General features: G+C 63.1%; 10 protein-coding genes and 2 tRNA genes. 8 read left to right on the top strand and 4 right to left on the bottom strand.

Features of this window, described 5'->3' with window-relative positions; translation table 11 throughout:
- The first annotated feature begins 134 nt into the window (after positions 1 to 134).
- A complete protein-coding gene (locus ACPFMA_RS26070; RefSeq protein ID WP_064301521.1) occupies positions 135 to 2069 on the top strand; it encodes a methyl-accepting chemotaxis protein in 1935 nt (644 codons plus the stop codon).
- Here the strand turns inward: ACPFMA_RS26070 and ACPFMA_RS26065 are convergent, their stop codons facing one another.
- From ACPFMA_RS26065 to ACPFMA_RS26050, 4 genes are all read right to left on the bottom strand, one after another.
- Positions 2070 to 3635 carry an ABC transporter permease gene (locus ACPFMA_RS26065; protein ID WP_420058161.1) on the bottom strand — a complete coding sequence of 522 codons (1566 nt, stop codon included), beginning with the start codon at positions 3633 to 3635 and terminating at the stop codon, positions 2070 to 2072.
- Positions 3635 to 4648, bottom strand: coding sequence for an extracellular solute-binding protein (locus ACPFMA_RS26060; protein WP_064301523.1), 1014 nt, complete (start codon positions 4646 to 4648; stop codon positions 3635 to 3637). The genes ACPFMA_RS26065 and ACPFMA_RS26060 overlap by 1 nt, the downstream gene beginning before the upstream one ends.
- A gap of 185 nt (positions 4649 to 4833) precedes the next feature.
- A tRNA-Leu gene (locus ACPFMA_RS26055) sits at positions 4834 to 4920 on the bottom strand.
- An 83-nt stretch (positions 4921 to 5003) separates the two neighbouring features.
- A tRNA-Leu gene (locus ACPFMA_RS26050) sits at positions 5004 to 5090 on the bottom strand.
- Positions 5091 to 5364: 274 nt separating this feature from the next.
- Here ACPFMA_RS26050 and rnr point away from each other — a divergent pair.
- From rnr to dnaB, 7 genes are all read left to right on the top strand, one after another.
- Entirely contained in the window at positions 5365 to 7989 is a 2625-nt protein-coding gene (rnr, locus tag ACPFMA_RS26045; protein WP_425929130.1) for a ribonuclease R, read from the top strand.
- Complete coding sequence (gene rlmB / locus ACPFMA_RS26040; RefSeq protein WP_009403891.1) at positions 7986 to 8732, top strand: 23S rRNA (guanosine(2251)-2'-O)-methyltransferase RlmB; 747 nt, start codon at positions 7986 to 7988, stop codon at positions 8730 to 8732. The genes rnr and rlmB overlap by 4 nt, the downstream gene beginning before the upstream one ends.
- 246 nt (positions 8733 to 8978) lie before the next feature.
- Entirely contained in the window at positions 8979 to 9404 is a 426-nt protein-coding gene (gene rpsF / locus ACPFMA_RS26035) for a 30S ribosomal protein S6 (protein WP_009403888.1), read from the top strand.
- Positions 9405 to 9432: 28 nt separating this feature from the next.
- Positions 9433 to 9663: a 30S ribosomal protein S18 gene (gene rpsR / locus ACPFMA_RS26030; RefSeq protein WP_009403887.1), complete on the top strand. Its 231-nt coding sequence runs from the start codon at positions 9433 to 9435 to the stop codon at positions 9661 to 9663.
- A 36-nt stretch (positions 9664 to 9699) separates the two neighbouring features.
- Positions 9700 to 10596, top strand: a complete 897-nt coding sequence (locus ACPFMA_RS26025; RefSeq protein ID WP_009403886.1) for a hypothetical protein — start codon at positions 9700 to 9702, stop codon at positions 10594 to 10596.
- Positions 10597 to 10617: 21 nt separating this feature from the next.
- Positions 10618 to 11064, top strand: coding sequence for a 50S ribosomal protein L9 (rplI, locus tag ACPFMA_RS26020; protein WP_003249568.1), 447 nt, complete (start codon positions 10618 to 10620; stop codon positions 11062 to 11064).
- Between the two features lie 111 nt (positions 11065 to 11175).
- A complete protein-coding gene (gene dnaB / locus ACPFMA_RS26015) occupies positions 11176 to 12573 on the top strand; it encodes a replicative DNA helicase (protein WP_009403885.1) in 1398 nt (465 codons plus the stop codon).
- Positions 12574 to 12616 lie beyond the last annotated feature (43 nt).

Genomic DNA, 12616 nt, shown 5'->3' with positions numbered 1-12616 from the left:
AAGCGATAAAGCCAAAGGCCCCTTTTTAGGGGCCTTTGGCGTTTTTGACCCTCTGCTGCGGCACAAGCCTTGCTGTGAAATTGCCTTCAGGATTGCCATCACTGTAATGGCTCCAAATAGCAGAGGGATTCATTGTGTCTGCCGTTATCTCATTGTTACGAAGCCGCCTCTTGCGGCCTGTCTTTGTGGCGCTTGGTATCGCTCTTTTGGTGCAGGTGGTCGTCGCTGTGGTGTTGACCCGCAGCACGGTTACCGCTTTGGAGGCCGATCTGGGCGATCGCCTGGGCGCCGACAGCCAGAAACTGGCAACCGAACTCGACCAGGCGGCCAAGGAAGTCAGCTCGGGGCTGAGCAGCCTTTCCGAAAGTACCCGCCAGCGTCTTACCGCCGGTTTATCGTCGCGCCTGGAAGAAGAGCAGGCGCAACTGCGCGCCACCCTGGAGAAGAACCTGCGCGACTCGGCCAACGACATGGCCGAACTGCTCGCCTCGGTGGCACCCCGGGCCATCTGGGACGTGGACGTGCCGACCCTGTCGGAATTCGCCCGTCGTGCCCAGCGCAATCCCAACGTGCTTTTCGTCGTCTATGACGACGCCCAGGGCGAGCACCTTACGCGCTACCTGAACCGCCAGAACCCGATCAACCAGGCCCTGCTCGACAAGGGCAAGGGCGAGCGCGCCCTCGACAAGGTGCTGGATGCCGCGCGCAACGACCCGGCGGTGTACTTCGTCGAGGCCTCGATCAACCCCAATGGCGCCGAGATCGGCAAAGTCTTGATGGGGATCTCCACCGCCTCGGTGGACGCCGAACTGCAAGCCCTGGACAAGCGCTTCTCCGCCCTGATCGCCAGCGGCGACCAACTGGTGGCCGACAGCCTGACCAGCGCCGCTGCCGACAGTACCAAGGCCCTGCAAAGCCGCCTGCAGACCGCCCAGGGCAGCGCCTTGCAAATGAAGGCCAACACCTCGCAAAGCGTGCAGGATGCCGCAACCACCCTGCGCTGGCGCATCGGTGCGGGCCTGGCGCTGGTCGGTTGCGGTGTGCTGCTGGTGGTAGCGATCGTTCTGGGTCGGCGCGTGGTCAACAAGCTGCGCCTGCTGATCGCCGCGCTCGATGACCTGGCCGCCGGCGACGGCGATCTGACCAAGCGCGTAGCCATCGACAGCCGCGACGAGATCGGCGACATGGCTGCGGCGGTCAACCGCTTCGTCGACAAGTTGCAACCCATTGTCCGCGAGGCCGGCGAAGTGGCGCAGCGCACCGGTGTGGAGATCAGCAGCATGGCCCAGCGCAGCGCCGGCGCCGACTCTGCTGCCGCATTGCAGCGTGACGAGGTGGCGGAAAGCCTGCGCGCCCTGTCGAGCATGGCCGATGAGGCGCAGGCGGAAAGCCGTGCCATGCAGGAGGCCTTGCAGCAGGTAGTGGATATCCGCCAGGCCACCGACGAGAACAGCCGCAGCTCGGCCCAGGTCGCCACGTTGATCGAGGCGCTGGCCGGCCAGGTGGATACCGGCTCCAAGGTGATCGAGCGCCTGGCCGAGCAGAGCGAGCAGATCGAAGTGGTGCTGACCGTGATCCATGGCATCGCCGAGCAGACCAACCTGCTGGCGCTCAACGCGGCGATCGAGGCGGCGCGGGCCGGGGAGACCGGGCGCGGCTTTGCCGTGGTAGCCGACGAAGTGCGGGCACTGGCGAGCAAGACGCAAAGCTCGACGGGCGACATCCAGGCCCATATCGGCGCGCTGCAGCAAGGCGCCAAGGAAGCCGTGGCGGCGATCAGCCAGGCCGGGCGCCAGGCCAGCGAAGGTTTGCTGGTGCTGCGCGACAACGCCCGTCTGCAACAGTCGGTGCAGGCCTCGGTAGAGCAGGTGCACGCGGCCATCGGCCTGGCCACCCGCGCTGCCGAGCAACAGGCCCAGGGCGCGCAGGCGGTAAGGGGAAGGGTGGAAAACATCCATGCCCAGGCCGAACGCGCGGCCCAGGTGGTCATGCAGACCACCGCCAGCAGCAAGGTGCTCGATGAACTGGCGGCCCAGCTCAAGGCCAGCCTGGGCCAGTTCCGCGCCTGATCAGGCGCGGTTCAGGTACATCCGGGTGGTCAGCAGGTACACCGGCAACCCGGACACCAGGATCAGCAGCGCCGCGTAGGGCGCCGCCGCAGCGAACTCGACGTTGGCGGTATGCGCCCAGACCTCGGTGGCCAGGGTGGTCATGCCGGTGGGGCTGAGCAGCAGGGTCGCGGTGAGTTCCTTCATGGCGTCGAGGAACACCAGGGCGAAGGCGGCGGCCAGGGCCGGGAAGATGATCGGCAGGGTGATCCGGCAAAACGCCATGAACGGCGTCGCGCCGAGTGTGCGTGCCGCCTCTTCCAGCTGTGGCGCGGCCTTGGTCAAGGCCGTGCGCACCGGCGCCTGGGCCAGCGGCAGGAACAGCAAGGCATAGGCCAGCAGCAACAGCCCGGTGGTCTGGTACAGCGCCGGCACATAGTGCAGGGCGAAATACACCAGGGTCAGGGCAATCACCAGCCCCGGCAGGGCATGCAACAGGTACGGCAGGCGCTCGGCCCAGATCGCCAGCCGGCCTTTGTAGCGCACCACCAGGAAGCTGACCGGCAGGGCCAGCAGCAGGCTCACGCCGGCACCACCCAAGGAGATCGACAGCGACGACAGCAGCGCCCGGCTGATGTCCGCCACCGGGAAGGCCGCCGACGAACCCACGCTCAACCAGTACGCCAGCATCCCCAGCGGAATGCCGCTGCCGAGGATCGCCAGGCCCAGGCAATACGCCTGGCCCAGCGGCATCCAACCGCGCAGGCGGATCGGCGCGCCGCGCCGGGCCACGCCCTGGCCAATCCGCACATGCCGCGCCTTGCCGCGCACCCGCAGTTCCAACCACAACATCAGCAGGCACATCAGCAGCAGCACGGCGGACAGCATCGCCGCGTTGGCATTGCTGAACTCCAGCTCGAATTGCTGGTAGATCGCCGTGGTGAAGGTCTGCAGGTTGAGGATCGACAGGGCGCCGAACTCCACCAGCATGTGCAGGGCGATCAGCAGGCAGCCACCAAGGATCGACGGCCACAGCAGCGGCAGGGTGACCCGGCGGAACACCGCCCGGCGGTTGCAGCCCATGGTTCGTGCCGACTCTTCCAACGAGGTATCGAGGTTGCGCAGGGTCGCTGCCACCGGCAGGAACACCAGCGGATACTTGGACAGGCTCATCACCAGGATCGCGCCCCACAGCCCTTCGAATTTCGGGCTCAGGGACACCCAGGTGAAGCCACTGACGAAGGACGGCACGGCGAACGGCAGGCACAACACCACGCCCCACAGGCGCCGCCCGGGCAGGTCGCTGCGTTCCAGCAGCCAGGCCAGGGACAGGCCGACCACCGCACAGGTGACGGTGACCCCGACCATCAGCAGCAAGGTATTGCGCATCAGGCCCCAGACGAAGGGCCGCCAGATCAGGCGCAGAGCCTCGTGCCAGCCGGCTTCCCAGGTCTTCATCGCTACGTACAGCAGCGGCAGCAGGCTCAGCCCCACCAGCAGCAGGACCGGCAGCACCACCCACACCGACGGGCGCTTGCGCCGCGGCACGAAGCCGCTTTTCAGCTCCACGGGAAGCGCGGCGCTCATCAGAGCAGGCCGACTTCGCGTTCGAGTTCCAGCGCTTCCTCGGCATTACCCAGGTCGGCCGGGGTGATCTTCGGCGGACGCAGGTCTTCGAACGGCTTCAGGCCCTGGTCGGAGACCATGCCCTTGTGCAGCGGGTACTCGGCGGTGGTCTGGGTGATGACGCGCTGTCCTTCTTCGCTGGCCATCCAGGCGAGCAGGGCCTGGGCTTCCTTCGGATGCTTGCTGGCCTTGACCGCAGCGGCGCCGGAAATGGTCATCAGGCCGCCGACGTCGCCGTCCGCCAGGTAATACAGTTTGGAATCCAGCTGGCCGCGCTCCTTCTTCAGCGCATACCAGTAGTAGTTGTTGACCAGCACCGCAGCCACTTCGCCGTTTTCCACGGCCTTCAGGGCGACCATGTTGTTGGTGTAGGTCTTGCCGAAGGCCTTGAGGCCGGTCAGCCATTCCTCGGCGGCTTCGCGGCCGTGCATTTTCAGGATGGCCACGGCCTGCTCCTGGAAGGCACCGCTGGTCGGCACGAAGCCGATCTTGCCGTCCCACTCCGGACCGGCGAAGTCCATCACCGATTGCGGCAGGTCCTTTTCGTCGATTTCCTTGGGATTGAAGGCCACGACCCGGGTGCGTGCGGTCACGCCCATCCAGGTACCGTTGGCGGCGACGAATTCCTTGGGCAGGACGTCCAGGGTCGATTGATCGATGGTCGCCAGCAGGCCCAGTTCGCCGAGGTTGTTCAGCGGCGGGGATTCCTCGGTGTAGATCACATCGGCGGGAGAACGCTCGCCTTCCTCGATGATCTGGCTGGCCAGCTGGTTGCTGCTGCCCTTGCGGATGTTGATATGGATGCCGGTCTTGGCCTCGTAGGCCTTGGCGATGGCTTCGCCGATTTCCTTGTGCTGGCCGTTGTAGAGCGTCAGGGTCACCGGATCGGCGGCCATCGCGGCAGGTGCGGCAAGCACCAGGCCAAGAAGGGAAACGGCCAGGCCGCGCAAAATCGGGTTACTGCGAATCGTCATGCGGGTGAATCCTCGCTTGCGGCTACATATTTGGAAACAATGGTAAACGAAATCGTTTCTCATGTGGCCGTATGGCGGGAATTTCATGAGTTGTGAGGGTGGCGGGGCGATATATCGAGTCGTAGCGGGGAGGGTGTGAATAACGGGCATAAAAAAACCCGCTTTCGCGGGTTTCTTTAGAAATATGGTGCCCAGAAGAAGACTCGAACTTCCACGACCGTAAGGTCACCAGCACCTGAAGCTGGCGTGTCTACCAATTTCACCATCTGGGCAAAGGTTGAAGCATTTGTAACAAATTCGTTGTAGCGTGTCGCGTAAATTCCAGCCTTGTGACTCGTTGGCTGAAATTTGAAATTGGTGCCCAGAAGAAGACTCGAACTTCCACGACCGTAAGGTCACCAGCACCTGAAGCTGGCGTGTCTACCAATTTCACCATCTGGGCATTTCGCTGATTGCGCTTCGACGTAGTGTTTTACATCGTGCAGCTTCTCAACTATAACGACGGTGTCCGTCGCTGTGGTGCGCACTATACGGATGGCCCCCGGGGCTGTAAACCCCCGTTCGAAAAAAATCTTAAAAAATTCAAGCCGTTGATCGACCGAAGCCCAGAACCCGTTTACAGGCCGTCCCGGGTGGGGCTGTCCAAGGTTGAAATTTCCGGTTTCAATACGGCTATGCCAAACTAACCCTTATATAGACAAGGTGAACCCCTCCTAATGGCCGATTGGCAGTCCCTCGATCCCGAGGCCGCTCGTGAAGCGGAAAAATACGAAAACCCCATCCCTAGCCGTGAGCTGATCCTCCAGCACCTCGCCGAACGAGGCTCGCCGGCTGCGCGCGAGCAACTGGTTGAGGAGTTCGGTTTGCACACCGAGGATCAGATCGAGGCCCTGCGCCGTCGCCTGCGGGCAATGGAGCGCGATGGTCAGCTGATCTACACCCGGCGCGGCACCTATGCCCCGGTAGACAAGCTGGACCTCATCCTCGGCCGTGTCTCGGGCCACCGCGACGGTTTCGGCTTCCTGATCCCCGACGATGGTACGGAAGACCTGTTCCTCAGCCCGTCGCAGATGCGCCTGGTGTTCGATGGCGACCGCGCCCTGGCCCGGGTTTCCGGCGTCGACCGCCGTGGCCGCCGGGAAGGCGTGCTGGTAGAGATCATTTCCCGCGCCCACGAGAGCATCGTCGGCCGCTACTTCGAGGAAGGCGGCATCGGCTTCGTCACCGCCGACAACCCGAAGATCCAGCAGGAAGTGCTGGTCACGCCTGGCCGCAACGCAGGGGCCAAGATCGGCCAGTTCGTCGAGGTGAAGATCACCCACTGGCCAACCCCGCGCTTCCAGCCGCAGGGCGATGTAATCGAAGTGATCGGCAACTACATGGCGCCGGGCATGGAAATCGACGTGGCCCTGCGCAGCTACGACATTCCGCATGTATGGCCCGAAGCTGTCATCAAGGAAGCCCGTAAGCTCAAGCCGGACGTGGAAGAAAAGGACAAGGAAAAGCGCATCGACCTGCGCCACCTGCCGTTCGTCACCATCGACGGCGAAGACGCCCGCGACTTCGACGATGCCGTGTATTGCGAGAGCCTTGGCAAGCTGCGCCTGTTCTCCGGTGGCTGGCGCCTGTACGTGGCGATCGCCGACGTATCCAGCTACGTCCGTCTTGGTTCGGCGCTCGACGCCGAAGCCCAGGTCCGCGGCAACTCGGTGTACTTCCCCGAGCGGGTGATCCCGATGCTGCCGGAGGAACTGTCCAACGGCCTGTGCTCGCTGAACCCGCACGTCGATCGCCTGGCCATGGTCTGTGAAATGACCATCAACAAGTCCGGGCAGATGGTCGATTACCAGTTCTATGAAGCGGTGATCCACTCCCACGCGCGCCTGACCTACAACAAGGTCAGCAGCATGCTGGAGCATGCCCGCACCCGCGAAGGCCGTGCCCTGCGCGAGGAATACAGCGAAGTACTGCCGCACCTCAAGCAGCTCTATGCGCTGTACAAGGTGCTGCTCGATGCCCGCCACACCCGCGGCGCGATCGACTTCGAGACCCAGGAAACCCGCATCATCTTCGGCGCCGAGCGCAAGATCGCGGAGATCCGTCCGACCGTGCGCAACGACGCGCACAAGCTGATCGAGGAATGCATGCTGGCGGCCAACGTGGCCACCGCCGAATTCCTCAAGAAGCATGAGGTTCCGGCCCTGTACCGGGTTCACGACGGTCCGCCGCCGGAGCGCCTGGAAAAGCTGCGCGCCTTCCTCGGCGAGCTGGGCCTGTCGCTGCATAAAGGCAAGGACCCGTCGCCGAAGGACTACCAGGCCCTGCTGGCAAGCATCGCCGGGCGCCCGGACTTCCACCTGATCCAGACCGTGATGCTGCGCTCCCTGAGCCAGGCGGTGTACAGCGCCGAGAACAACGGCCACTTCGGCCTGAACTACGAGGCCTACACCCACTTCACTTCGCCGATCCGTCGTTATCCGGACCTGCTGGTACACCGCGCCATCCGTAGCGTGATCCGTTCCCGCGTGGAAACCCCGCACGTCAAGCGCGCCGGGGCGATGAGCATTCCCAAGGCACGGATCTACCCGTACGACGAGAACACCCTGGAGCAACTGGGCGAACAGTGCTCGATGAGCGAACGGCGCGCCGACGAGGCGACCCGCGACGTGGTCAACTGGCTCAAGTGCGAATACATGAAGGACCGCGTCGGCGAATCCTTCCCGGGTGTGATCACCGCGGTGACCGGCTTCGGCCTGTTCGTCGAGCTGACCGACATCTATGTCGAGGGCATGGTCCACGTCAGTGCGCTGCCGGGCGACTATTACCACTTCGACCCGGTGCACCACCGCCTGACCGGCGAGCGCACCGGCCGCAGCTTCCGTCTCGGCGACACCGTCGAAGTGCGGGTGATGCGCGTCGACCTGGAGCAGCGCAAGATCGACTTCGAAATGTCGGAGAACGCCCTGAAGGCGCCGATCGGGCGCAAACAGCGTTCGGCCGAGCCGGCAGCGGCGACCGGCGCGAAGATCGGCGTAGGCCTGAATGCCAAAGGCAAGGCGGCAGATCCTGCACCTGCTCCGGCCAAGGCAGAGCGTCCTGCCCGTCGCAGCAAGAAGGACGAAACCTCCGAAGCCTATTTCTCCTCCCATGCCGCAACGAACAACGCCGAAGTGCGCAAGAGCCGGGAAATGAAGAAGGCCCTGCTTTCCGAGGCGCGGCACGCCCATGCCAGTGGCAAGCCGGCGGGCAAGTCCGCGGGCAAATCGGAGAAACCGAGCAAACACCGCAAGGGGCCGCCAAAGTCCGGTTCCACTTCGCGTAAACCGAAAGGCAAGTCATGAGTCAGTTGGAAAAGATCTACGGCGTGCATGCCGTGGAAGCCCTGTTGCGCTTTCACCCCAAGCGGGTGAAGCAGATCTGGCTGTCGGAAGGTCGTAGCGAGCCGCGGGTCCAGGCGCTGTTGGCGCTGGCCGCGGAATACCGGGTCAGCGTCGGCCAGGCCGAGCGCCGCGAAATGGACGCCTGGGTCGAAGGCGTGCACCAGGGCGTGGTCGCCGAGGTCAGCCCGAGCCAGGTCTGGGGCGAGGCAATGCTCGAGGAACTGCTGGAGCGGACCGAGAAGGTTCCGCTGCTGCTGGTTCTCGATGGCGTCACCGACCCGCACAACCTCGGGGCCTGCCTGCGTACTGCCGATGCTGCCGGTGCGCTGGCGGTGATCGTGCCCAAGGACAAGTCGGCGACCCTCACTGCTGCGGTGCGCAAGGTGGCCTGCGGTGCTGCCGAGGTGATTCCGCTGGTGGCCGTGACCAACCTGGCGCGGACCCTGGAAAAGCTGCAGCAGCGTGGCCTGTGGGTGGTCGGCACGGCCGGCGAAGCCGAGCAGGAGCTGTACCAGCAGGACATGACCGGGCCGACAGTGCTGGTGATGGGCGCCGAAGGCAAGGGCATGCGCCGCCTGACCCGCGAACACTGCGATTTCCTGGTGAAATTGCCGATGGCGGGGAGCGTCAGCAGCCTGAACGTCTCGGTGGCAACCGGCGTTTGCCTGTTCGAGGTGGTGCGGCAGCGTTCCGTCAGCAAGTAAATGGTGGACCCAATCGCTGGCAAGCCAGCTCCCACACCGCTGACCCTGTGGGGGCTGGCTTGCCAGCGATGCTTTTAGGGGCACTGCTCAATATTTCACCAATTACCTTGCTTGTCCCACCGCGCTTCTCTACAATTGCGCGCCTTGTCCCGGGCATGCGTGCCCGATCCAGGACAAGACATACAAGAGTCATTCACTCCTTGTCTGACCGCATTGCCGGCAGACTACAACCCGTAAGGAGCATTCATGCGTCATTACGAAATCATCTTCCTGGTTCACCCGGACCAGAGCGAGCAAGTCGGCGGCATGGTTGAGCGTTACACCAAGCTGATCGAAGAAGACGGCGGCAAGATCCACCGTCTGGAAGACTGGGGCCGTCGTCAACTGGCCTACGCAATCAACAATGTTCACAAGGCTCACTACGTGATGCTGAACGTTGAGTGCACCGGCAAGGCCCTGGCCGAGCTGGAAGACAACTTCCGTTACAACGATGCCGTGATCCGTAACCTGGTCATCCGTCGCGACGAAGCCGTCACCGGCCAGTCCGAGATGCTCAAGGCTGAAGAAAACCGCAGCGAGCGCCGTGAGCGTCGTGACCGTCCTGAGCATGCTGACAGCGCCGAAGGCGACGACAGCAATGACAGCGACAACAGCGATAACGCTGACGAGTAATCCACGGATCTTTTGAGGAGCCTATTACATGGCACGTTTCTTCCGTCGTCGTAAATTCTGCCGCTTCACTGCTGAAGACGTGAAAGAGATCGATTACAAAGATCTCAACACCCTGAAAGCTTACGTATCCGAAACCGGCAAGATCGTTCCAAGCCGTATCACTGGTACCAAAGCTCGTTATCAGCGTCAGCTGGCTACCGCTATCAAGCGCGCCCGCTTCCTGGCCCTGCTGCCCTACACCGACAGCCACGGCCGCTGAGACCGGGTCGTCGACAAGTAGCAAAGGATAAAATGCATGCGGGCCCTGGCTGATTTCATCATGCGCGGTCGCGTGCAGGCCACTCTGGTAGTGGTGGGTTGTGCGGCATTGCCGCTGCTGTTCTGGTTGAGTGCCGCCGCCGGGAGCCTGGTGTTCCTGCGGCGCGGTTTCAAGGACGCCTCCGGCGTTCTTGCCTGGGCTGTACTGCCGGCGTTGGCCTGGTGGTACTTCGGCGAGCCGCGCACCTTGATGGTGTTGTTGGGGACGCTGGGTCTGGCAGCGCTGTTGCGCGCCGGGCAGTCCTGGAACCGGGTGCTGTTGTCCAGCATCGCCCTGGGCCTGGTGTATGGCGCCGTTCTGGGTTCGGTGTTCCGCGAACCGATCGACACCCTCGCGCAAGAGATCGCCAAGATCCTTCCGCAGATGCTCGACGGGATCTACCAACAATTGTCGGTAGAAGAGCGGGGCCGGCTGGAAGGGCTGATCTCACCGGTGCTTACCGGCCTGATTGCGGCCTTGCTGCAGGCGGTCAGTGTGTTGTCCCTGATGTTGGGGCGCTACTGGCAGGCAGCCTTGTATAACCCGGGAGGCTTCGGCAACGAGTTTCGTGCCGTAAGACTGCCGTTGGCGGCGGCGCTGGTGCTGCTGGTGTTGATGCTGGTGGGTCCGAATTTCGGTACCGAGCTGGGCATGCTGACACCGCTGTGCACCGTGCCGCTGGTCTTCGCCGGACTGGCCGTGATCCATGGCCTGGTGGCGCAGAAGCGACTGGCGAAGTTCTGGCTGGTCGGGTTGTACGTAACGCTGCTGCTGTTCATGCAGCTGATTTATCCGTTGCTCGTGGTCCTGGCCATTGTCGACAGCCTGATTGATTTTCGCGGACGCGGGGCGTCCAAGGACGCCGGTAACGGCTCTGCGAACGGTGAAGGTTAAAAGTTAAGAGGTTTATACCAAATGGAACTGATCCTGCTGGAAAAAGTCGCCAACCTGGGCAACCTGGGCGACAAAGTTAAAGTCAAGGCTGGTTACGGTCGTAACTTCCTGCTGCCATTCGGCAAGGCCACCGTTGCCAACGCCGCCAACCTGGCTGCGTTCGAAGAGCGTCGTGCCGAGCTGGAAAAAGCTGCTGCCGACAAGAAAGCTTCGGCTGAAAGCCGCGCTGCCCAACTGGCTGAACTGGAAGTCACCATCACCGCTACCGCTGGTGATGAAGGCAAACTGTTCGGTTCGATCGGCACCCACGACATCGCTGACGCACTGACCGCCTCCGGCGTTGAAGTTGCCAAGGCTGAAGTTCGTCTGCCGAACGGCACCATCCGTCAGGTTGGCGAATACGACGTAGCCGTGCACCTGCACAGCGACGTCGAAGCCACCGTACGCGTGGTCGTCGTAGCAGCCTAAGCTGTATCGATCGGCTGGTTCCTTTGGAAACAGCCGGTTAACATCGGGCACGATCCTGCATCGCAGGTCGTGCCCTTTGTCTTTTTCACCCTCCAGATTTCCCAGGTGGCCATGAACGAGATAACCGCCCCCGAGCAATATGATCTGCAAACTGCCGCGCTGAAGGTGCCGCCACATTCCATCGAGGCCGAACAGGCCGTGCTCGGTGGCCTGATGCTGGACAACAACGCCTGGGAGCGCGTGCTCGATCAAGTCTCCGACGGCGACTTCTACCGGCATGACCACCGCCTGATCTTCCGCGCCATCCACAAGCTGGTTGACCTGAACATCCCGTTCGACGTGGTCACCCTGCACGAACAGCTGGACAAGGAAGGCCTGAGCTCGCAGATCGGCGGCCTCGGCTACCTCGGCGAGCTGGCGAAGAACACCCCGTCGGTGGCCAACATCAAGGCCTATGCGCAGATCATTCGCGAGCGCGCGACCTTGCGCCAGCTGATCAGCATCAGCAACGACATCGCCGACAGCGCCTTCAACCCGCAGGGCCGCAATGCCGAGGAGATCCTCGACGAAGCCGAGCGGCAGATCTTCCAGATCGCCGAGGCCCGCCCTAAGACCGGCGGCCCGGTAGGCGTCAATGAACTGCTGACCAAGGCCATCGACCGCATCGACACGCTGTTCAACTCCGACAGCGAGATCACCGGCCTGTCCACCGGCTATACCGACCTCGACGAGAAGACCAGCGGCCTGCAGCCGGCCGACCTGATCATCGTCGCCGGCCGTCCATCCATGGGCAAGACCACCTTCGCCATGAACCTGGTGGAAAACGCCGTGTTGCGCAGCGACAAGGCGGTGCTGGTGTACTCCCTCGAGATGCCAGGCGAATCGCTGATCATGCGTATGCTCTCGTCCCTCGGCCGCATCGACCAGACCAAGGTGCGCTCCGGCCAGCTGGACGACGATGACTGGCCGCGCCTGACCTCGGCGGTCAACCTGCTCAACGACCGCAAGCTGTTCATCGACGATACCGCCGGCATCAGCCCGTCGGAAATGCGTGCACGGACCCGTCGCCTGGTCCGCGAGCATGGCGATATCGCCATGATCATGATCGACTACCTGCAGCTGATGCAGATCCCCGGTTCCAGCGGCGACAACCGGACCAACGAGATCTCCGAGATCTCCCGGTCCCTCAAGGCCCTGGCCAAGGAATTCAACTGCCCGGTCATCGCCCTGTCGCAGCTCAACCGCTCCCTGGAGCAGCGTCCGAACAAGCGTCCGGTGAACTCCGACTTGCGGGAATCGGGAGCGATCGAGCAGGACGCCGACGTGATCATGTTCGTCTACCGCGACGAGGTGTATCACCCCGAGACCGAGCACAAGGGCATTGCCGAGATCATCATCGGCAAGCAGCGGAACGGCCCGATCGGCTTTATCCGCCTGGCCTTCATCGGCAAGTACACGCGCTTCGAGAACCTTGCCCCGGGCAGCTACAACTTCGACGACGACGAGTAATGCCCGCGCCCGACCAATTCCGACCTTCGCCGTCGGAATTGGT

The sequence above is a fragment of the Pseudomonas sp. NyZ201 genome (assembly GCF_049860765.1).
GTDB classification, from domain to species: Bacteria; Pseudomonadota; Gammaproteobacteria; order Pseudomonadales; family Pseudomonadaceae; genus Aquipseudomonas; species Aquipseudomonas bharatica.
Note: the sequence above shows the minus strand (reverse complement) of the source record. Positions and strands in the feature narration are given on the sequence as shown.